Source organism: Belliella calami (assembly GCF_022549695.1).
Classification (GTDB): domain Bacteria; phylum Bacteroidota; class Bacteroidia; order Cytophagales; family Cyclobacteriaceae; genus Belliella; species Belliella calami.
The window spans coordinates 43,279-65,686 of the sequence record NZ_JAKZGS010000019.1 but is presented as its reverse complement, the minus strand read 5'-3'; the positions used below and the strand labels follow the sequence as shown (position 1 = coordinate 65,686).

General features: G+C 36.5%; 16 protein-coding genes. All 16 read right to left on the bottom strand.

Annotated elements, in window-relative coordinates; all coding sequences use genetic code 11:
• Nucleotides 1-4,165: hypothetical protein (locus MM236_RS17235; protein ID WP_241276238.1), on the bottom strand; the 4,165-nt coding region annotated here is incomplete at its 3' end.
• 596 nt (nucleotides 4,166-4,761) lie between these two features.
• Nucleotides 4,762-8,241: a DUF8818 domain-containing protein gene (locus MM236_RS17230; protein ID WP_241276237.1), complete on the bottom strand. Its 3,480-nt coding sequence runs from the start codon at nucleotides 8,239-8,241 to the stop codon at nucleotides 4,762-4,764.
• Nucleotides 8,242-8,488: 247 nt separating this feature from the next.
• Nucleotides 8,489-8,758 carry a type II toxin-antitoxin system RelE/ParE family toxin gene (locus tag MM236_RS17225; protein ID WP_241276236.1) on the bottom strand — a complete coding sequence of 90 codons (270 nt, stop codon included), beginning with the start codon at nucleotides 8,756-8,758 and terminating at the stop codon, nucleotides 8,489-8,491.
• On the bottom strand, nucleotides 8,748-8,999 hold the full coding sequence (locus MM236_RS17220; RefSeq protein ID WP_241276235.1) for a ribbon-helix-helix domain-containing protein: 252 nt from the start codon (nucleotides 8,997-8,999) through the stop codon (nucleotides 8,748-8,750). Before MM236_RS17220 ends, MM236_RS17225 begins: the two co-directional genes overlap by 11 nt.
• Nucleotides 9,000-9,067: 68 nt before the next feature.
• On the bottom strand, nucleotides 9,068-12,781 hold the full coding sequence (locus MM236_RS17215) for a sensor histidine kinase (protein ID WP_241276234.1): 3,714 nt from the start codon (nucleotides 12,779-12,781) through the stop codon (nucleotides 9,068-9,070).
• A gap of 75 nt (nucleotides 12,782-12,856) precedes the next feature.
• Nucleotides 12,857-13,120 (bottom strand): hypothetical protein, encoded by a 264-nt coding sequence (locus MM236_RS17210; RefSeq protein WP_241276233.1) that lies wholly within the window; start codon nucleotides 13,118-13,120, stop codon nucleotides 12,857-12,859.
• A gap of 32 nt (nucleotides 13,121-13,152) precedes the next feature.
• Nucleotides 13,153-13,707 (bottom strand): DUF420 domain-containing protein, encoded by a 555-nt coding sequence (locus tag MM236_RS17205; RefSeq protein WP_241276232.1) that lies wholly within the window; start codon nucleotides 13,705-13,707, stop codon nucleotides 13,153-13,155.
• Entirely contained in the window at nucleotides 13,694-14,362 is a 669-nt protein-coding gene (locus MM236_RS17200) for an SCO family protein (RefSeq protein WP_241276231.1), read from the bottom strand. The genes MM236_RS17205 and MM236_RS17200 overlap by 14 nt, the downstream gene beginning before the upstream one ends.
• An 84-nt stretch (nucleotides 14,363-14,446) precedes the next feature.
• Entirely contained in the window at nucleotides 14,447-14,776 is a 330-nt protein-coding gene (locus tag MM236_RS17195; RefSeq protein WP_241276230.1) for a cytochrome C oxidase subunit IV family protein, read from the bottom strand.
• A gap of 20 nt (nucleotides 14,777-14,796) precedes the next feature.
• Complete coding sequence (locus MM236_RS17190; RefSeq protein WP_241276229.1) at nucleotides 14,797-15,573, bottom strand: cytochrome c oxidase subunit 3; 777 nt, start codon at nucleotides 15,571-15,573, stop codon at nucleotides 14,797-14,799.
• Between the two features lie 23 nt (nucleotides 15,574-15,596).
• Complete coding sequence (locus MM236_RS17185) at nucleotides 15,597-16,178, bottom strand: cytochrome c oxidase subunit 3 (protein ID WP_241276228.1); 582 nt, start codon at nucleotides 16,176-16,178, stop codon at nucleotides 15,597-15,599.
• Between the two features lie 2 nt (nucleotides 16,179-16,180).
• Nucleotides 16,181-17,083 (bottom strand): heme o synthase, encoded by a 903-nt coding sequence (cyoE, locus tag MM236_RS17180; protein WP_241276227.1) that lies wholly within the window; start codon nucleotides 17,081-17,083, stop codon nucleotides 16,181-16,183.
• A gap of 4 nt (nucleotides 17,084-17,087) precedes the next feature.
• A complete protein-coding gene (locus MM236_RS17175) occupies nucleotides 17,088-18,161 on the bottom strand; it encodes a COX15/CtaA family protein (RefSeq protein WP_241276226.1) in 1,074 nt (357 codons plus the stop codon).
• The gene (locus MM236_RS17170; RefSeq protein ID WP_241276225.1) at nucleotides 18,142-20,031 is read right to left on the bottom strand and encodes a cytochrome c oxidase subunit I; all 1,890 of its coding nucleotides are present in this window, start codon (nucleotides 20,029-20,031) and stop codon (nucleotides 18,142-18,144) included. Before MM236_RS17170 ends, MM236_RS17175 begins: the two co-directional genes overlap by 20 nt.
• Nucleotides 20,032-20,047: 16 nt before the next feature.
• Nucleotides 20,048-21,085 (bottom strand): cytochrome c oxidase subunit II, encoded by a 1,038-nt coding sequence (locus tag MM236_RS17165; RefSeq protein ID WP_241276224.1) that lies wholly within the window; start codon nucleotides 21,083-21,085, stop codon nucleotides 20,048-20,050.
• A 25-nt stretch (nucleotides 21,086-21,110) separates the two neighbouring features.
• The gene (locus MM236_RS17160) at nucleotides 21,111-22,406 is read right to left on the bottom strand and encodes a quinol:cytochrome C oxidoreductase (RefSeq protein WP_241276223.1); all 1,296 of its coding nucleotides are present in this window, start codon (nucleotides 22,404-22,406) and stop codon (nucleotides 21,111-21,113) included.
• Nucleotides 22,407-22,408 lie beyond the last annotated feature (2 nt).

Below are 22,408 nucleotides of genomic sequence, written 5' to 3'. Positions count from 1 at the left end.
TCCAAGCACAGTCATTTCCTGTTAGTTCTGTATTAGTTAATGTTACCGTTACAGCTCCTGCACAGTTGTCTGTGTAGTTTGTCGCTACTGCTACTGCATCAAACGGTACTGCTGTTTCTGCTGCACTTACACAAGCATCTACATCGGTTTGGCCAATTGGGGCGGTTCCTGTTGGAGCAGTTTGATCGCTTCCTGAGTATGTGATGGTTTCATCTTCCAATAAGTTACCACAAGTATCAGCTACTTGATAAGTGTAGGTCAATGTCCAAGCACAGTCATTTCCTGTTAGTTCTGTATTAGTTAATGTTACCGTTACAGCTCCTGCACAGTTGTCTGTGTAGTTTGTCGCTACTGCTACTGCATCAAACGGTACTGCTGTTTCTGCTGCACTCGCACATGCATCTACATCAACTTGTCCTTGTGGGGCTGTTCCTGTTGGAGCAGTTTGATCGCTTCCTGAGTATGTGATGGTTTCATCTTCCAATAAGTTGCCGCAAGTATCAGCTACTTGGTAAGTGTATGTCAATGTCCAAGCACAGTCATTTCCTGTTAGCTCTGTATCGGTTAGTGTTACCGTAACAGCTCCTGCACAGTTGTCTGTGTAGTTTGTCGCTACTGCTAATGCATCAAACGGCACTGCTGTTTCTGCAGCACTCGCACATGCATCTACATCAACTTGGCCTTGAGGGGCGGTTCCTGTTGGAGCTGTCTGATCGCTTCCTGAGTATGTGATGGTTTCATCCTCCAGCAAGTTACCACAAGTATCGGCTACTTGATAAGTATAGGTCAATGTCCAAGCACAGTCATTTCCTGTTAGTTCTGTATTAGTTAATGTTACCGTTACAGCTCCTGCACAGTTGTCAGAATAGTTTGTCGCTACTGCTAATGCATCAAACGGTAATGCTGTTTCTGCTGCACTCGCACATGCATTTACATCGGTTTGGCCAATTGGGGCTGTTCCTGTTGGAGCTTTAGTGTCTTCTACAGTAATGGTTTGAGTATGGGTTGCTATATTATTGTAATCGTCAGTAACTGTCCAAGTTCTTGTTAAAACATAATTATTGTCACAAGAACCATCTGTCCTCGTTTCTTCAAAAATTACAGTTACATCATCTGTACAATTATCTGTTGCAGTTAATATTGCTGCAACTGGAACTTCGTCACATTCTACTGTTCTGTTTTCCGCAGGTAATGCTTCTACAAAAACAGGTGGTGTGTCATCTTCTGAAATAGAAACTGTTAATGTACCTATGGCAAAATTGTTTGGATTACTGATTTGATATACTCTGTATTGTAGAGTATACGTTTCTAGTGGCAAGTTACCTGCAGCAACATCTACACTTCCATCAGTATTTAAAGTTAATATTCCATCTGGATCAGCTACTTCAACAGAAACTTCGTATTCTGTTTGATTAATTAATATCCCAGCCATTACATCATTGTCCATTACATTGATGACATTGATATACGCATCACTAGGACACAGCACATTATAAGCATCTGTAACTGCTGTTAAACTTGACGAAATAATATTAACTGTTACAATAGTGCTTTCAGAACCCACACAGATTCCACCTATTGTATATTCAAATTGATATGTACCTACAGACAAGGTAGAGGCATCAAGCACTTCATTATTTAATTGTCCTGTATTTGAAAGGTCTGTCCAATCTCCAAAATTATCATAAGGACCAGTTATGTAATCAAATAGATTCATAATACCTGCATCATCTTGAGGTATATTAACTGTTTGTCCTGTACCTGCCAATGGTGCTGGTGCTGGTGATTGTACTTCAAAACTTAATACCTGATTGATACAAGCGTTTGGATTAGGATCGTAAATTAAGGTTGCTGTATAAGTTCCGGCATCAGCTGGATCTGTAAATGGATTAAAGTTTAAGGTATTACCTGTAGCTATAACAGTTGGGTCTCCATCTTTTCTCCATTCAATAGTCATAAAAGTCAACCCTGGGACAAACAGTGTCCCGTTTTCTCCTACACATAAATTATCAGGTCTGATAATTGGTTCTTTTACGGCATCTGTTTTAAAATCAAACACTCTAATGTTACCACAAGCGTCTTCTACCTCTACAGTATATTCTCCAGTAGCCAATTGACTAAAAACAGGATCTTCCCCATTATCAATAACCATAGGGCTTCCGTTGAATTCAACAATCTTAAAGTTTAATGGTGCAACACCTTCTGCATCAATAACCAACTCCGTATTACCACCTATACAGTTTGCGACATAGTAATTATTTAAACTAATGCCCGTTGAAGAAATATTAAACGTATCTAAGGTATCTCTACAAGTTATAGTGGTACTCAATCCATTACCATTATAGGTAATATATTGAACAATTAATCTGAATTGGCCTGAACTTGTGATGTTATTGATTGTTCCTGATAAAGTTTGTAATCCACTACCGTTATTACTTGTAGGCCAAAAAGGCATACCTGTACCAGATGTTATATTATTACCTTCTGTATAAAGTTGCCCTGTTGTAGGATGCCCCCATTGTCCGGAAGCAGGATAAAATTTTTGTAATAACAAAGTCTCTTGTCCCAAATAAGAAGTTAATGAAGCGCTTACATTAAAGCTTCCGCAGTTTTGAGTTACCGTAGATGTTAAATCAATTTCTTTGTCTCTTACTATAAAACTTCCATTAATAGGAATTCCGCATTCACCAGTAGCCGCTACAGTATAATTACCCACAGGCAGACTATTCATATAAAAATCTCCATTTGAAGCAATGTTATGTGAAGCGTCAAAAGGTAAAGCGCCAAAATTTGTTATAAATTCTGGTGGGGCAGCTGTTATAACTACACTTGTAAAATTATCTGCATCACCATTAATAAATAAATTAACAGATCCTTCTCCATCTTCACATCCTGGAAAATACCTTCTTGTCGATATAAAATAATTTGAACTATTAGTAACGGTAACTGTATTTGTTTGTATCCTACCACAAGATTCAACTTCATAGGTATAAGACCCTTCTGGCAAACCTAAACTATTTGGGTTTCCAAAGTCAATAAAATTAGGTATGCTATTAAAAGTAGCACTATAGGTTCCTGCAGTAAAAGAGGAATTAAAATCTGCTGGGTCAAAACTGGCCGGATAATCTGTAAAGGTTACCGTTAATGGTTGATATAAAAACCTAAATTGATCTAACCTTAAATATCTTGTTCCGCATTCTGCATCTAATAATCTACCTCTGTGAGGAATCGTTGTATCTACAAGATCTGTCCTTGTAAAAGTTACCCCACAAGCATCTACAACTGTTGCCGTTACATTGTAAGAAGCATTTTCATAGAATGGAATTGGATAATGTTCTTGGTTTTGTGATGCATTCCAAGTAGTGTTATAAATGATATTAGCCCCTCCAAGTGGATTTTCAATTTCATAAGTGATTTGTAAGGGATACCTGTATGCTGGTGTAACAGCCCCGCCATTATATCTTACATTAATAGTATGGTCTATAAAATCACAATCTTCTGCAAAATAAAATCCAAAGGCATTAGTACCTCTTGTAAACGTATAATTACTCACGACCGGTGTTACTGTAACACCTAATGCAGAAGCATTACCACACACATCGGTAACCCTAACGATATAATCACCTGCCGAAATACCCGTTAAAACATTAGATGCTTGCGGCCCAACTACCACTGTATTAGAAAGATTTAACAATTCAAAAGTAGCAGGAAAACCTGAGGTTACATTAACTGTAATATTCTTGCCGCCACAGGTTTCAGTTTGCGTTAAGTTAAAGTTCAAAGATTGAATATTTGAGCCTACTACAGCTTCAGCAAACTCTTGGTTGCTCTGGACTCCTACTACCTGAACGGCAATTAAACGATAATTACTCGGTGACAACAGTGTCTCAACATGCGTCAATGAGTTACCTGACGCTGTTATTCCACTGGTGACTCTAAGAGGAACTGCCAAATTTGGGAGTTGATACAATTGAAACTCAAACTCGGCTCCAGGCTGTGTTCCATTTATTTCTGCTAATATTTGCCCATTGCCTGTACAGGTTTGATCTGTTGGCGAAAGTGACATTGTAAAGGGTGTAATCTGTCCTTTAGATAGATTACAAATCAATAAAAACGAAATAAGCAAACACGTTTTTAGAGCATTTTGAGTAAAAATTCTTCTCATATACTAAATTTTAAATATTCAATCTAAGAATTGAAAGTATTGAGCTAAAAATATTGGTTAGCCTCAATACTAGTTTTTATAAAATTTTCAGACTTCAAAAAAACTTGAAATCCACATACATAAATCTCTTCCTTAAATGGTCATGTCTAGGCAACCTTAGAAATCTTTTCTCTTTAAAATAGGATACAAATAAACCTACCAAATGAAATACAGATACCAAAAAAGGTAAATACCTTCACATTTATGACTTATGCAAACATTCATTAAAAATCAAAAATGTTTTAAAAACACACATGAAACGTTATTAGTTTAACTAAAACTAAATCACCTTAAGTGTATTTAACAATTTTGAACATTCATGCTTATTGTTGTTTTTTTTTAACAAAAAGATTTTAAAATATTCTTCGTAAAAAAACAACAATCGAAAACTTGGTTTAATCACACTTTATTTTTTTAAAATAAAAGAAGATTAAATAATACTATATTTGGAATTAACAATTATGTAGTTCAACTACACTAAAACCATTCTCCAAAAGTAATAATTCTTAAAATTAAAGCAAATTATAAAACTACTCAAACTACAAACTTTTCAATAATCAAAACAGCGCGGTCACCTGCATTCTGCCAACATGAACCAACCTACCCAAGCCTTGGGAGTTTCTACCTTCATAGATCATATTCATCTGCAAGCCCTCTCCAATCTTCTGTAACCAGTTGAATGTCCATGTAAGATTGTTCCCGACTGTCAAAGCTTGTAACATTTCGTAGCCAGTCGGGGAGTTTGGTACTCCATTGTAATCGATAAAAATATACTTAAGATTCGCATTGATAGTGGTCCTGATTGCTCTCGAATACCTCAAATCCAAGCCTAATTGTTGTAGATATGCTTTTTCGTCCAACTCTACATTTGATACGTTTTCCTTATTGGTAAACTGATACATGATTGTCGAGCGGAAAATACTACTGGGCTGCCATGCGAATTCTGGACTAATTCCATGTTGCTCTATATTATAGTTTCTATTTTCCAAAAAATCGGATGTTGCTATTCTATTTCCGGAAAATAATACAAACCTGAAATTAAAATTAGGGTTAAAATTAAATCTTGTATTCAGGCGCCAATCCTTCTGAAGCACATCTTCAAATCCCCCTGCCAATAGCTGTTTGTTTTGGCTATCAAAAAGTGACAAATCAAATCCATATTTTGGGGAAGCCCTATTGAAGAAAAAGGAGGTCCTCATAACTTGACGTACAGATATCAAGTCTTCTTCATCAAAACCTCCTACAAAAGGGTTAATTCTTTCCCAAAATTCATTCGAAGTGATTTTCTTTTCTACACTCAGACTGGTGGTGTTTGAAAATTTCTGGACAAAAGATTTCAGACCACCCTCTTTCCTCCAACCGTCAGGAAATTTAGCATTTAACCTATAGTTAAATATGGTGGAATAGGCTTGAATAAAATCAGTGGTTGGAACAAATACTTTTATAAAGCTTTTCTCTTCTGGATTCACAGCGATATAAAATTCGTTCAGCTGCTGAATCCCATCTCCATTATCATCTCTCCAAGCATGTGTCCCTTCGCCCGTAGGCACAGGCAGAAAGATATATTCCCTTCTAAACTCCCTCCCGTTCCCCAATGCATAGGACAATTCATTTCTTATATTTCCGTCATATAAATTGCTGAGATAATCTATCTTACCCAACACAGTAGTCTCCACTTCATCAGATCTCCGCAAAAACCTTAGTTCCCGATAGGTGAATGTTCCTTTGAAATCATGGTTCCCAAATTTTCTCTGTAAACCATAATTGGTAGCAAAGGCTTCCGTATCTGGTATTAATTCTCCCCCTAGGGGAAACTTATCTTGTCTCCAACTAGCATCTACAAAAAAAGAATACGGCAATGAGTCATTTGATTTCATATAGACTACTTGCTCAATAAAATTCATGGCTGTGCTAACCACTGAATCCGACTCAATATCCCTGACGGCATTTCGATCTATCATTAGCTTATACCCGGGTACGAGTATTTTGGATCTATAACTCACATCCCCCGTATATCTCAGCCACTCTGATTTCAAATCTCTGACATCACTGTCCAGTATGAAAAAATCATTTTTGACAAAAAATCGCTTGCCAATTTTTTGGTTTAAAGTTGCCAGATGTTGCGTTCCAGATAGAATATCCCCTCTATTCCTCAGATTGAAACGATATGAAATAGATTGGTCATTATTCTTATGTAATGCCAATTGTGCATTGAAAATCCGCTCACTGCCTGGATCTTGGAGGTCCTCTGCCGTCAAACTCCAATCTCGGTCAAATTCTATGTACCTCAATCGATCTATGAAACTAAAACTCTGAGAATTGTATTCCATCTCGGTCAAGGCATTGAAAGTGTATTCTTTCAGTTTTGTGAAAGTTCGGTTTTCAGAGATCAAGCCAGACTTGATTGCAAATCCATTGTTGTCCTCATTATCCAGTTCAGAAAAAAGATTCTCATCCGTATTGGAAAACGCCAGTTCGGTATAAACCTGTTCATATTTACTGACTTTATACCTTGCCCCAGCTGTAAACATCTGCCTTTTGTTTGGAGCAGGAAGTGGGGAAAGAATGGAATACCTCCCTTGTGACACCCCATTTACTCTAGGCACAAATTCATAAACTGGTCCGTTAGATAGCTGCTGCCGTCTGATGTAATCCCCATTTCCCAACCCAACTTCAGAAAATCCGATTGCAAAGTATGCGGTTTCTGGATCTCTGGAATATTCATAAAAAACTACTGGCAACCCCATGTCATCAAATGCCTCAATTCTTCGATAAAGGATCCTGTTGACATCAAATGCCACGGAATCCACTCTTTGCACAGCTGCTGCATCCAAATCATCCCCTACTGATGCCAGCAAACGTTTTTCATTATCTGAAAAATCAAAAAACAAGGGTCTATTTCTATTATCTTGCTCTCTGTAGAAATTCATGTAAAATGAAAGCTTGTCCGTCTCCTGAATATGATTAGCCGTCAATATTGATCTGGAAAAATTCCTTTCTGCGTATTCAAAATCTACTCTCACCCTAGAATATTGAGTGATCAGTACTTTTGGGGTGAATGTGATTTCTCCTTGGTTGTAATCGATCACATAATCATAATTAAAACCACGATGCAATTGCTTTCCATCCAAGAAAACCTTTTCAGAATTGGCCATTATTATTACAAATCTTTCGTTTTGGGGACCAGGAATTCGATATGGGCCGAGTGTTCCTTCCTGTACTTCTAGCTGGATAGATGCAAATTTACCTTTTGCCACTGATGCTGCCAATTGTGTGGAAGCTTTCCATTTATCCCCTATTTGGTAGTCGGTAGTAAGTTGGGCTCCTTGGACATTTTTATAGTATCTCAAAAACTCAGATTGTCTCTGCCTCAAAACCACATCACCGGCAGCAAGATTGAATTTATCATTATAAATTTCCACCAAGACATTGTCAAAATCCTGGAGTTGCTGAGTATTTCCTTCTGGCTGAAAAGGTACATTTTGGTCGGTGATACTTGCACGAATATTTAAATTCTCTGAAAGTGCTCCATTCATCTGTAAATTGAGGGAAGAGTTCACAAAGACATTTTGGGTATTGCCAAAAGACACACCCCTAGTCAAATTGCCTGATTTGTTCAAATTGGTGGAAGGAAACAACTCCTCCCTGAAATCAAAACTTGGGATTGCTTCTACCCTATTATTCCTGAACATTGCCATGGAATCATAATCTTGTAGGAGTGTTCGCTTGGCTGCCTGAAAATGCAAACTATATGGAAAGACCCGATAACAGACTTGTAAAGAATCAATCTGTGGATCATTTTGAAGATCCACGCTTATCATTCCAGAACTCAAATGATATGAAAAATCATAAGACTTAGCAGACCTATCTGATATAGTGATACTTTCTTCTATTACTGAAAGAGAATCCAACAAAAAATCCGATTTCAAAACCTCAACATCAATCCATTTGCACTTTTCCTCAGATTGTGCGAACAACAATACCGAGACCTTTGTCAAAAAAAACCCTAATAAAACTAAACGTCTCAAAGCAAGCATTGGCATCTCAATATTGCTACTAAAGTAATATTTTAATGTTTAATCTACCTTGAGTAGTCAAAAAGTTTTCAGCTCAAGTTTCCTTAAATCATCAAAAGCTAATACGAGTGCTCTTCGACACTGCAGAAAAGGTTGACAAAGCCAAAAGAATTAATTGAGAATAAATGGAGGTGTTTTTTAGACCAAAAAACAAAAAACCATAAAATTATCTAACCATAAAAATTAGGAATTAAAATCTCATACTCACTTAAAATTTTTGACTCCCAATAATCCTGACAATTTTAACTTGATCCTCAACTATAAAAAAAACAGTGTGTGAAATATGCACACAATAACGATACCCTTCTCTTACATGATATGCCAATGGAAACATTAAAGGATTTTCAGCAATCTTTTTAAAAGTATTTTCTAAAGAAATAAAGTATTTTTCAGCTTGAGTTGCTCCAAAATTTCGAACTCCATACATGTAGATCTGAATAAGATCTTCTTCAGCCTGAAGGGTAAGTTTATAATTCATTTTCCCTTCTTACCCTGTTTTTGGCCTCTTCCAATATCTCAGACATTGATTTATCTGAAACTCCACTTGCTTCCCCCTTGATTAGTTCCATTCTTAGCCAAAACCGATTTTCTTCTTGTTCTCTTTGCCTACGGATCAATTCATTGATTAACTCACTTTTGCTTGAATACTCATCAGATTGAATCTTTTCTTTCATCCAACGATCGTTTGGTTCGTTTACAGTTATTGTTTGTCTAGCCATAGTTTGTGTTGATTTGGTGTAAAATTACACCAAATCAAACTATAAATCAAATCTTCAAACGCAATCCATCAACTCAGGGACTGATCTATAATTTCAAATGACAAAAAGAATGAAGATCCTTTTCCTACCTGAGTTTCAAACCATATCTTGCCACCTGCTGTTTCTACACCTCTTTTGGCAATGGCCAAACCCAAACCAGATCCTTCTGATTTTGTACTGAAATTTGGGATGAAAATTTTGTCTTTCAATTCATCGGTAATCCCTTTACCGTTGTCTTGAATTTCTAGGATTGCTTGCTGATTTTCTTCCTTTAAAAAAACCATTATTTGTGGTTTCTTTTTCGATTCTACAGCCTGAATACCATTGATAATCAAATTTGAGATTACCCTCCCAAACAACTGATCATCCCCCATCACCAAAACCTCCGAACTAAAGGAATTATCCACAAAAGTTACCGTTCCTTTTTCCCTATTCTTAAACAGCTCAATAGTCTCCAAAACCACCTTTCTTAGATCCATCTCTTCGTTCTTTGGCAAAGGCATTTTTGCAAAAGTTGAAAAAGAGGTGGCTATATCACTCAGTGTATCCACCTGATTGATCAAGGTTTCGATTGGTTTTTTGAGCTTGGCAGGATCATCTAAATTCCCCATGGCCTGCAATCGCAGCATGTGCTGAAGAGTCAATTTCATTGGGGTCAATGGATTTTTGATCTCATGGGCGACTTGTTTGGCCATTTCCCTCCATGCAGATTCTTTTTCTGTATTTGACAAGATTTTCTTACTTGCCTCAAGTTTGAAGAGCATGTTATTATATTCATTTACCAAAAGTCCAATTTCATCGTTTGAAGGCCAATACATTGGTTCGTTGCTATCCAGATCTGTAGTTTTCAACTTTTGGGTTAAAAGGTTGAATGGGAAAGTAAGATTTTTCGAAACGAAGTAGGATACAAAAAGAAATAGGATAAAAATCAGCACAAAAATATTTGCGATATTACTGAGCACATCCGCTATCAACAAATCCAATTCAGACTCGGACTCAAAGAATGGGATCGCCACAATTGCCCTGATCTGCTGACTATCCGATGATCGGATCGCAAGATAGACTGATTTATAATGTAAAGCTCCAATTTCCTCTTCCAGCAAAGTTCTATTGTTTTGACCTTCCACTATTTCTACAATTGCACGAGGGTTGATATATTTTGTCAAGATGCCTTTATCAAAAGTGTTGGGTTGTGATGTAGCCATCATTTCACCATTAGGGTCGAATACATTAACTTCTACATTGGTTGTTCCAGCCAAGTTATTGACCATTTCGACAAAATCATCTCTATCTGCTTCACCAATAGCTTGTCTTTCTAGTACAGCAGAAAGGTTGTCTCCTACCAATGATGCTTTTTGGAAATATTGCCTATTAAGTTCTTCCCTGTATGAATTTGACAAAAGCCCAATAATAATTAAACTTATAGTCAATATTGGGAAGAAAAATGCAAAATTCAAATACATTTGAAGTTTTGTGGCATAGTTGAAATTAAACCTTCTCAAGCCTTGGTTCAGAGTATATAGGAAAACGCAGATTAGTGTAAGTATTATAAAAGAAACAAAGAACAATGAAACATCAGCAAGTATATAGTAAATCGGATAGACAGGAGAAGAAACTACCACTACCCTATCATTATTAGAAAGTCCTAAATGATGATACTTTTTAACATAAATTCCTTGGGAAAAGAGCTTAGGTTGTTTTTGAAAAGTCTCAAAGTTCACCGATCTATAATTGAAAATCCCAACAGAATATTGCAACTCTCCATCAGAAAACAAAGCGAAATCATAATTCCTATCATTGACATTCAGGTTGTATTTCCTGTCCATCATCAACTTTGGAAAAACCGACCCTGGCTGGATTTTCAATTGCCTCAGTTCAAAAAATATAGTACCAATATATTGATCTTCGCGGTAAAGAGGTATAAAAGAAATATATCTATTCCCAACCCTTTCTTTCCCTCCTTTGACAAAATACAAATCACGTACAGTTGTCGCAAAATCACTTTTGATATAACTCAATCTCAAGTCCTGTAAGTTTTCTTCATCAGACCTGTCTAGAATATTATCCCCAAATGAATTGAACACCTTTATCCTCAAATCATATTGGTCAAAATAATTGACCATGTGAAATTTTCTGATTTTTCTGATCACAGCATCATTAGATTGGAATGGATCTGAAATGGTATTCTTAATAAACAAATCTGACTTTACCCTATCCATAATTCCAGCTAGGTAAAACTCTGCCATTACATCATTTTCTACAAGTTGTTGTGTACCGAACCGAGTTTTCGCTTGGACCTGTCTTTCTAAATAAACTTGATGAGAGGCTATCCCTGTAATGATAGCACCAATAAAACAACCGAAGAAAAAAGTCAAAAAGGTACTGAATCCAAGTTTGAACAGATTGTTGTAAAGTTCAAAACTAACTATGGATACAAGCAAAATAAGATGTGCTACAAAGGCGATTAAATACACCCAGTTAAAATACCCCAGCAAAGCTCCAACAGGTATTGAGAAATAAATCAACAATCTGAGTGCATCGGCTTTTGGGACTTTGTTCCCACTTAAGACTAAGTTTATTCCCAAAATGGAAAACAACAGATACATTGCTCCACCAAAAAACACGATCAACAAGCTGATTAATTTCAGATAGTCAAATGCAGGAATGGACAAAATATTCAAATCCCATTGGGAATTACTGAGTATATTGATGTAAAGATTATAAAAGAGTGTCAATAAAACCGTAGATCCAAAATAAGCCAAAAGGACAAAAACACCGACTTTAAACTTTGCCCTAAAAACATCAAATTTTTCTTGGAACCTTTTGCTGGCAAGAACCCCAAGTAATAATGAAAAAATCAAAATGCTACAAATGGTATTTAAGAGCAAATCGCCCAGACTAGGATTAAACCAAGAGGAAGCATAGTTCTTTGAGTCAAACAATGGGAAGTCAAAGAAGCTTTGCGGGAAATTGAAAAAAATCATGAATGCCCTTATGGTAAACAAAATACCAAAAGCATACAAAATGGCCAAATATCTTTTTCCCTTGTTCCAAATCGTGGAAACAAAATCATAGCCTATGATCAACACCAACAGCAACAAGGAAAAGAAAAAAACCAATAAGGTCAGATTGCTGTCTTTCGAAACAGGCTGATAACCTGGCTCAAAAAGTACTGAAAAAATGAAGTCCCCTTTAACACTGTGGATTCTTACAGCATCTGCTTGACTTTTGCCAAGTAATTGTACTCTATTATTTCCAAAGACTACTGGATTGAATCCTGAGATCAAAAAATCATTTTGTACTTCTCTTTTGTAACTTAAAGGGAAAAGCTGAACCAAAGAATAATTTGAGTCAAATCTTTTGATACTTCTTAATCGAATGTAGTATGCTCCTTTTGAATCTTCTATAAATTGATGAGCTTTAGATTTGTCCAAAGATTCAAAATCTATATTATGGATAAAATCTGACCAGAATACCAATTTCCCACTTTCATCAAAAATATAATAAGGGTGATGACTTTTGACCAGTAAGTTCCCAAACGTTAATGCTTCATCAGGTCTATTCTTCATCAATATTTCTATGAAATCCTGATCGAATTCAGTCTCTACTTCTTGAATCTTGTTTTCAATTGGTTTAGAGAAATCATCTTGATTGACTACTTGACCAAGAAAAAAATTAAATGCCAAAAGAACACCAATGGCAAGGACTGCTGATAAAAGTATTACACGTCTCTTCTTAAGCATATTCATGATAAAAGTAAAAAAGCAAAGTTTATAATCAAACTTTGCCCTTCGCTTTACTAATCTTTCTTTATAAGATTAAAATTTTTCGCCTTGAAATATAAACTTTGACTTTCTTTTTTTAGCATTTCTAAACCACAAGTAGCCGATAATCCCAGCTATCAAATACGGCATTGCAAATAAATATAAAATACCCATATTCAACCCAGCTCCGATCGTAGTGTCGCCATTGCTGACATTGTTTTCTACAGATGCCCTACACATCGCACATTGTGCAAAGCTACTTCCATGAACAAACACGAAAGCTAACATTAAATATAAAATTTTGCTTATTGATTTCATTGTTTATACAACGCTCGGTTTTTCAAAATAGTTTAGAAACTATAATACGGACTGATCATCAAATATACCAATACTCCTGAAACTGTAACATAAAGCCAAATTGGATAAGCAAACCTAACTACTTTCTTATGCTTGGCTCTTTGATCCGTATAGCCGAAATAATAGGCCAAGAGTATCGGAAACAAAGCTACTGCAGCAAGAATAATATGTGTAATTAAAATGAAATAATACACTGTCTTGATCAATCCTTCACCACCAAAAGAAGTGCTTTCAGCAGCGGCATGATAGATAACATAAGCTACTAGGAAGATTGCCCCCAAACCAAATGCAGTAGTCATTGCTGCTCTATGCAATTGAATATTCCCCTTTTTGATAAAAACCAAACCCATAACTAGTGCGACAGTTGCAGCGGAATTAATCACTGCATTCAAATGAGGAAGAAAATAAACCCATTCACTTGCTAGATCAAGTTTGGATGGCATGAACAAAAGTATTGCTACTACTACAGGTACAGCAATTGCTATTACGGTCACCCACCTGATGATTCCTTTATCCTCAGCATTACTAAGCAAACTATTTTTTTCCATATAACAGAATCTTTATTTCGACCATTAAATCATCTACATTTTTACTATTCGTCCCGCTGTAATATCCTCTAATCCTCCCTTCACCATCGATCAATACAAACTTGTCCGAATGGACAAAGTCATCAGGAACATCTCCTCCATCCATGGCAGGCAAAATAAATCCACATCTAGCTAAGTCATAGGTAATATCTTTATCACCAGTCAAAAAATGCCATTTCCCTTTTGTCGCTTGATGTAGGTCAGCATATTTCATCAATACCTCAGGAGTGTCATGTTCAGGATCTATTGAGATAGAATAAATCTGAACATCATCTTCATCTCTAAACATGTCATTTACCCTCTCCATTTCCGTTGACATGACTGGGCAAATACTTGGGCAGGAAGTGAAGAAAAAATCAACAACTGTAATCTTTCCTTTCATTTCTTTACTACCCATTTGTTCATTGTATTGGTTGGTAAATTCAAATGATGGTATTCTATGCTGCTCATTTTCCACAAAATCACATTCCATCAATGGATTGTCTACACCAGTCTCATAGTAAATTGGTATATCATAGCTATTTGTAGTCATCGTCTTCAGGAAGACAATAATCAAAACTGGTATCAACAAAATACACAGAAGCACAAACCCTTGTAGTATTCTAATTCCTCTCATCCTTAAACATTTGTACTGATAACAAAAAAGTAGGTTGAAGAGTCACTCTCCAACCTACTTTTTTTTCAAAAATAAATTATTTTTTTACCATCTATACATGAAGATGTCTGTTCCTTCTTTTACCAAAGCAATTACAAGCCACACCAAGAAAATAAGCGGGACGATAATCGAATAGAATAATGGTTTAGCTTCATCACCAAGGTGCATGAATTCCATCATGATATATTTTGCTTTCCAAATGGTCAATGCAATGAAGAGAAAATACAAAAGCAATCCTCTATCCATTGTAAAAGCCATGATAAATTCTACAATAGTAAGTGCAAGGAGAATTCCAGCTGTTTTCCATATTTTTTTGATTTTTTCATTATCTCTTGGAATTACTTCCAAAGAAGATTTATTGTTATGTGCTGCCATATCTATACGGTTTTATTCTTTTAGATTAAATAGAAGAAGGTAAATACAAATACCCAAACAAGATCCACAAAGTGCCAATATAGACCTATTTTTTCAATCATCTCATAATGACCTCTTCTTTCATAAACTCCCACTGCTGCTTGATAAAAAGCCAAGAACAACAATACAACTCCGATAGTTACGTGAAATCCGTGGAATCCAGTGATAAAGAAGAATAGCTGGGCAAAGGATGCGGGACCATATTCATTCACTATCAGATTGGCTCCAAATACAGTTTCTTTGACTACTTCATTCATAGAATTCACATAAGTCAATAATGAACCACCATCAGATCCATGGATAAAGTGAGACCACTCCCAAGCTTGACAGCTCAAGAAACAGATTCCTCCGAGCAAAGTCCAAAGCATCCATTTCACTACATCTTTTTTGTCATTTCTATGTCCAGCTTCCACTGCCAACACCATCGTAACTGAACTCATGATCAAAATAAACGTCATCAAACCAACGAAGACAAGTGGTAGATGCAACCCATGCGCAAATGGAAAAGCATTAAACACAAGTTCTGGAACCGGCCAATATTCATTTGAACCTTGGAAAGTGTCCATGGCTCCTGCATACTCAGGGTAACTTACCCGTATAGCTGCATAGGTAATTAAAAAGGCGGCAAAAGTAAAGATATCTGAAAGTAAGAAAAACCACATCATGAGTTTTCCATAACTGGCGTTGAGTGGTTCGTTACCACCTCCCCAGATTCCTCTTTTGGAGCTTACTCCAATCGCTGTCGCAGTCGTTGACATATGAATATATTTAACTTAATTTATTAATGATTTAAAAGCATAAATGTGAATAAGTACAACCATAACCCACCAAGGAAGTGCCAATAAGTCACACACATTTCCATTGGTACCATGGATTGGGAATGCACTTTGTATCTAAAGGACGAAATTAACACAATAATTAGAAATATCACACCGCTGACCAAGTGTAATGCGTGCAAACCTGTGAAAATATACAGAAATGATCCAGATGGATTACCAACCAAATACACATCCATGTCCACAAGAGCCACGAAACTATACCATTGACCTACTAGAAACACAAGCCCTAAGAACGTAGCTATTGACATCCCTATTCGCAATTGCACAAGTTCATTTTTCTTTGCAGAAAGATAAGCCCAATGCAAGAAAATACTACTTAAAATGATTATTCCCGAAGTATAATAAAACACAGCAGGCAGCTCAAACTCAAGCCAATTACCTTCAGACTGCCGTACGATATATGCACTCGTCAATCCAGCAAATACCATTACAACTGTCACCATGAACAGCCACAATGAAAACTTTTTAGGATGCATTGCGATAGGTTGCTCTGCCCCTTCTACATAAGAATATCTTTCCTCCATAACTACACCTTATCTAATAAATACGCTATCTGCACAATTGGAAGATATAAGAATGACCCAAACATAATCTTTAGAGCTGATTTTCTAGAACAATCTCTCATCAATGAAAATGTCTGTGCCAAAAACAACACACCACAAATAGTGGCTACTATTCCTGAATTGATTCCTGTAAGTCCAAAGTAAGTTGGTAACAATCCCAATGGCAATAGGAATAGTGTATAAATCATAATTTGAATCGCTGTATTCAAATCCTTCTTACCACCACTTGGCAGTAATTTGAATCCAGCTTTTTTGTAATCATCATCACCCACCCAAGCTATCGCCCAGAAGTGTGGAAACTGCCATATAAACTGAATCCCGAAAATGATTAATGCTTCATGGGAGATCGCACCTGTAGCAGCAGTCCAACCTAATAAAGGAGGCATTGCTCCAGGAATAGCTCCAACAAAAACCGCTATTGGCCCCACCCTTTTCAATGGCGTATACACGAATACATATAGAATCATACTTAGAACACCCAAAGCAGTGGTAAGTGGATTTGTGAAAATCCACAAAACGCTAACACCAACCAAAGCCATTAAAGATGTAAACCAGTAGGCTTCTTTAAGCGAAATTTGATTTAAGGGAAGAGGCCTATTTTGGGTCCTTGTCATCAACTTGTCATAATCCTTTTCCCAAATTTCATTTGCAGCACCAGAAGCTCCTGATATCAGAAAACCACCTATCATCAATGCAAAGAATTTTCCCCAGGAAAATACGACTCCAGAATCACCCAATATAAATCCAAACACTGCAGAAAAAGTTACCAATGCAGACAACCTGAATTTAATCAATTCATAATATACCTTAGCTCTAAAAGCAATAGCTTCAAGCAAAGTATCTTCAGAAATATCGATAGTTCTCATGAACTTAATTTTCAATTTTTAATTTCCTTTGGTCATTCAAATTGAGTAAAAGCAAAAACTGCAACCCAATAATCAAAGACCCAAATAACAAATGAATTGGTTGTAAGAAAGCCGGAATTCCGAAATAAGCCATCCCAACACCAGTGAGAATCTCAACAAATATCACAAGCAACAAAAGTTGTGAAAGTTTGAAAATCCCTGATCGCCTTACCGAATACTTATAAATTTTATAAATAAACACCAAATGAATCACTAGCAGCAAAAGCGAATATGATCTATGTATCAAGAAAGGCAAACCCAATGATTCAATCCAAGATCCTCTCATCAAATTCCCAAATGCAAACGCTACTTGATCTATCTCTTCACGAACTTGAGTACCCAAGACAATCTGAATTGTCATTAAAACAAACCCTATCAAAAGGATCAAATAAAGTTTATTTGCTTCTTCAGTCCTAAACAGAATGCTCTTGCCCAAATGATGTGCCCTAAAATGAATATATATCAATAAACATACTAGCAGCAATGCCAACATCATATGAAGTGTAATCATCCACTCAAGAAGATTGGTTGAGACAACTATTGATCCTATCCAACCTTGAAACAAAACCAGTATTAAACTGACAATAGACAAAGATGGAATGACTTTATCCTCTTTCCAAAGCGGGAATGATTTATAAACAGTCAATATAATAAAGAAACCTATCAATACACCTATCAGCCTATTCACATACTCAATCCAAGTTTTTACTGGATTAAATTCCTCTTCTATTAATATTGACTTGTCATTTCTTATTTCTTCTGCCTTATTTGAAAATCCGATCTTTTCCAGATTCTCTACAAAGCGATCATTTTTAGTGATTCGCTTTTCTAAATATATCTCCTGATAATTATTTGGGAGCTGATTCACGCTTGTAGGCGGAATCCAGCTCCCAAAGCATTTTGGCCAATCCGGACATCCCATACCTGATCCGGTACTACGAACAATTCCACCAACCAATATCAGAAAATAAACAGCAATCACAGTGATCAAAGAGATCCTGCGAAAGCCATTTATGTGTTTAAGATTCTTTTGATTCATTTGCTACCAATACAACATCCTCTTCAGCAATAATCTCTTTCTCCAATTTAACCATTTCTTGCTCGTGAGGAAGATTGGATTCTGGAGTAGCAGAAAGTGGTACAGTCTGAGGAATGAAGTCTTCACTAGCACCTGGCTTCGAGTAATCGTATGGCCATCTGTACACAGAAGGAATTTCTCCAGGCCAGTTACCATGTCCAGGATTGATTGGTGTAGTCCACTCCAATGTAGTTGATCTCCATGGATTAGCACTTGCTTTTCTTCCTCTATACATACTGTAGAAGAAATTGAACAAGAAAATAAATTGTGCAGCAAATGTAATGATAGCGGCTACTGATACGAACATATTAAGATCAGTGTACATGCTACTGAAATCATATGTCGTGAAGGAATAATACCTTCTAGGGAAACCTGCTATACCAATGTAGTGCATTGGGAAGAACACTAGGTAAACACCAACGAAAGTCAACCAAAAATGGATATATCCAAGTCTAGCGTCCATCATTCTTCCAAACATTTTTGGGAACCAGTGGTATACACCTGCCATCAAACCAAAGAATGAAGCAGACCCCATTACCAAGTGGAAGTGGGCTACTACAAAGTAAGTATCGTGCAATTGAATATCAATAGCTGAATTTCCTAAGAAAATACCTGTCAATCCTCCAGAAATAAAGAAGGAAACCAAGCCTATAGAGAAAAGCATTCCAGGTGTAAAAATCAAGTTACCTCTCCATAGTGTTGTAAGGTAGTTGAATACTTTTACAGCTGAAGGAATTGCAATAATCAATGTAAGGAACATGAAGATTGATCCCAAGAAAGGGTTCATTCCTGAAACAAACATATGGTGAGCCCAAACTACGAAAGATAGAATGGTAATACCCAACATAGAAATAATCATGGCCTTATATCCAAAGATTGGCTTTCTGGAATTGGTAGCAATTACTTCAGAGGTAATTCCCAATGCAGGAAGCAATACAATGTAAACCTCAGGGTGTCCCAAGAACCAGAACAAATGCTGATAAAGAACTGGACTACCACCTGTATTTGGCAAGGCGCCTTCTCCACTGATATATATATCTGACAAATAGAATGATGTTCCAAAACTTCTATCAAATACCAAAAGCAAGGCAGCTGCAAACAAAACAGGGAAAGACAAAATACCTATTACTGCAGTAAGGAAGAATGCCCAAATTGTTAAAGGAAGTCTCGAGAAAGTCATTCCTTTAGTCCTCAAGTTAATTACTGTAGATACATAATTGATACCTCCCAATAAGGAAGAAGCAATAAAGAAAGTCATTGCAATCAACCAAAGTGTCATTCCCATTCCAGAACCTGGAATAGCTTGCTCTAAAGCAGATAAAGGAGGATATACCACCCAACCTCCACCAGCTGGACCATTCTCAAGGAATAGTGAAATGAACATAATCACTCCTGATATAAAGAAGAACCAGTATGAAAGCATATTCATAAAACCAGATGCCATATCTCTCGCCCCAATCTGAAGTGGAATCAAGAAATTGGAGAATGTCCCACTCAAACCTGCTGTCAATACAAAGAACACCATGATGGTACCATGCATTGTAACCAAAGCCAAATAGAAATTAGGATCAAGCTTGCCACCATCATCAATCCATCCACCCAATAAAGGCTTCAAGAAAGTCATATCCATATCAGGGAATCCTAATTGCAACCTAAATAGAATCGATAGGAATCCACCAATCAATGCCCAAAAAATACCGGTAACAAGAAATTGCTTTCCGATCATTTTATGGTCAAGTGTAAAGATGTACTTCGTTATGAAGTTTTCGTGATGTTCATGATCGTGATCATGATCATGCGCACTATGTGAAGCTACGTTAGCTGTTGCCATAATCAATATAATTTAATTACTTATATTCGCTGATAGTGATATCAGCTAATTCTTTTAACTCTACAGATAAATTCTCCACTAGTGCCGGATTATTAACAATGTAGGGTTTTTGCTCTGACTTCCATTTATTGAATTCTTCAGGTGTTACTACCTTTATGATCTTCTTCATTGAAAAATGTCCTCTCCCACAAATCTCAGTACATGCTAATTCATATTCGAATTCGTCATTTCCCAATTCAGCTCTCATTTCTTCTGTAGTCTTCGTAGGTGTAAACCAAAATCTTGTTGGCATACCAGGAACAGCATCCATTTTCAATCTCATATGCGGAGCAAATACAGAATGAAGTACATCTCTTGCTCTTATTTTAAACAAAACTGGCTCTCCTTTTGGAACATAAATAACAGGTGATGAGAAATCGTCAAAAGAGTTTTTGTCAGTAAAATCTACACCAGACTGATTATTAACTTCATTAATAAGTCTGTAGTCGTAATTTCCTAAAACATTGTCCATTCCAGGATATCTCACTTCCCAAGCAAACTGATAACCCAAAATTTCAACAACATGGGAATTTTCAGGTGCAGGTGCAGTAATGTCAGACCAAGCCTTCCATCCTCCAATAACCAACAATGCTAAAACTACAGCTGGAACAATGGTCCAAATAACTTCTAACTTGTTGTTATCTGGGTAGAAAGTAGCTTTTCTCTTTTCGTTGTATTGGTACTTGTATGGAAACCAAAACAGCAAAATATGTGTGATAATAAATACAACACCCGTTACGGCCATTGTTATCCAAAACAAATTGTCTGTCACAGCTCCATGCTCTGAGGCCAATGGCAAGGTATAGTTATCAAACTCTTTGATAGAATACCAAAACATCAACGCTCCACCTGCCAACAAAAACACAACGAACAACATCGCATTTACTTTGTTGCTGCTTGAAGCGATTTTTTTATCAGATCCTTTTACTACTGACACTAAAGTCTGTATTCTGTACACCATCCATATGATGGACAACAAAAACAAAATACCAACTGCTATAAGAAATCCGTACATAATTTTTTACTTTTTCGGATAAATACTAAATGTGATGATGATAACTCTCCTCCAACATTGGATGGTTTTTTGCTACCAATTTATTTTTTGCCAATGACTTCAAGGCTACAAAACCAAAAGCAGAAGCAAATACTAGCAACATCCCAACTTCCATCAAACCAAAACCACCATTGTGTCCAAGAGTTCCTGGCTGAACCATCAAGAAGAAATCAAACCAATGACCGAGTATGATTAAAGAACAAACAACTTTCAAGAATATCGCATGTCTTTTTGCATCACGTGTCATTAAAACAAGGAAAGGCAACACAAAGTTTAAAGCTAGATTTACAAATATAAACGGGCTGTACACATCACTCGACAACCTCTCTACAAAGTAAACTGACTCCTCCGGAATGTTCGCATAATAGATCAACAAGAACTGTGAAAACCAGATGTAAGTCCAGAATATAGAAAATGCAAAAACAAATTTTCCTAAATCATGAATATGGTTTTCATTGACCATTTCAAGATATCCCTTTTCTTTCAAGAATACGGTAATTAGAGTGATAACAGAAAGCCCTGCTACAAACCAGGATGCAAATACATACCATCCAAACATAGTAGAAAACCAGTGGGTATCTATAGACATTACCCAATCCCAGGCAGATATAGATGAAGTGATTCCAAACAATATTAAGAATATTGCGGACCACTTTCTGATTACAGACCAATTGTGAGATCCAGTCAAATCATCTTCTGCAAATGAAAGGTTCTTCAACTTATTGAAGAAGAAAATCCAAATACCGAAGAAAGCAAACATTCTAACGATATAGAAAATAGGGAAAGTCCCTTTTTCCATAGGCCAATAGAAAAATGAACCTTTTCCGTCTATGATTTTATCATAATGTTCTAAATCGTCTTTATCAAATAGGTAACTGTGAGTCCAGTGAAACAAATCATGATTTGCTATAAAGAAAGTCACAATCATCAACACTGCCGCAATCGGTAACCAGTTGCCTAATGATAACATTACTCTCAAGATTCCTGCAGACCAACCTGCTTGCGCAGCATATTGGATAGCAAAGAAAAACACACCAATTACAGCTATTCCTGTGAAGTAAACATTGTTGATCCAAAGATTGGCATATAATCTCTGATACCAGTGAAACGCATGACCACCAGCTTCTTCAGCATGACCATGATCTCCACCACCAAAAATTGCCATCAAAATTCCTAAAATTAAGAGTACGGCTCCTATGCCAAGCCCTATAAATAAGGCTTTCTTTGTAGAAGCTGTGAAATCAAATTTCTGATCTAAGTTATAGTTTGAAACGTGCGCCATGA

Bases quoted from the DNA above. Each gene is read 5' to 3' on its own strand.
- MM236_RS17230 (WP_241276237.1), bottom strand. From the start codon at position 8,241: ATGCTTGCTTTGAGACGTTTAGTTTTATTAGGGTTTTTTTTGACAAAG.
- MM236_RS17225 (WP_241276236.1), bottom strand. From the start codon at position 8,758: ATGAATTATAAACTTACCCTTCAGGCTGAAGAAGATCTTATTCAGATC.
- MM236_RS17220 (WP_241276235.1), bottom strand. From the start codon at position 8,999: ATGGCTAGACAAACAATAACTGTAAACGAACCAAACGATCGTTGGATG.
- MM236_RS17215 (WP_241276234.1), bottom strand. From the start codon at position 12,781: ATGCTTAAGAAGAGACGTGTAATACTTTTATCAGCAGTCCTTGCCATT.
- MM236_RS17210 (WP_241276233.1), bottom strand. From the start codon at position 13,120: ATGAAATCAATAAGCAAAATTTTATATTTAATGTTAGCTTTCGTGTTT.
- MM236_RS17205 (WP_241276232.1), bottom strand. From the start codon at position 13,707: ATGGAAAAAAATAGTTTGCTTAGTAATGCTGAGGATAAAGGAATCATC.
- MM236_RS17200 (WP_241276231.1), bottom strand. From the start codon at position 14,362: ATGAGAGGAATTAGAATACTACAAGGGTTTGTGCTTCTGTGTATTTTG.
- MM236_RS17195 (WP_241276230.1), bottom strand. From the start codon at position 14,776: ATGGCAGCACATAACAATAAATCTTCTTTGGAAGTAATTCCAAGAGAT.
- MM236_RS17190 (WP_241276229.1), bottom strand. From the start codon at position 15,573: ATGTCAACGACTGCGACAGCGATTGGAGTAAGCTCCAAAAGAGGAATC.
- MM236_RS17185 (WP_241276228.1), bottom strand. From the start codon at position 16,178: ATGGAGGAAAGATATTCTTATGTAGAAGGGGCAGAGCAACCTATCGCA.
- cyoE (WP_241276227.1), bottom strand. From the start codon at position 17,083: ATGAGAACTATCGATATTTCTGAAGATACTTTGCTTGAAGCTATTGCT.
- MM236_RS17175 (WP_241276226.1), bottom strand. From the start codon at position 18,161: ATGAATCAAAAGAATCTTAAACACATAAATGGCTTTCGCAGGATCTCT.
- MM236_RS17170 (WP_241276225.1), bottom strand. From the start codon at position 20,031: ATGGCAACAGCTAACGTAGCTTCACATAGTGCGCATGATCATGATCAC.
- MM236_RS17165 (WP_241276224.1), bottom strand. From the start codon at position 21,085: ATGTACGGATTTCTTATAGCAGTTGGTATTTTGTTTTTGTTGTCCATC.
- MM236_RS17160 (WP_241276223.1), bottom strand. From the start codon at position 22,406: ATGGCGCACGTTTCAAACTATAACTTAGATCAGAAATTTGATTTCACA.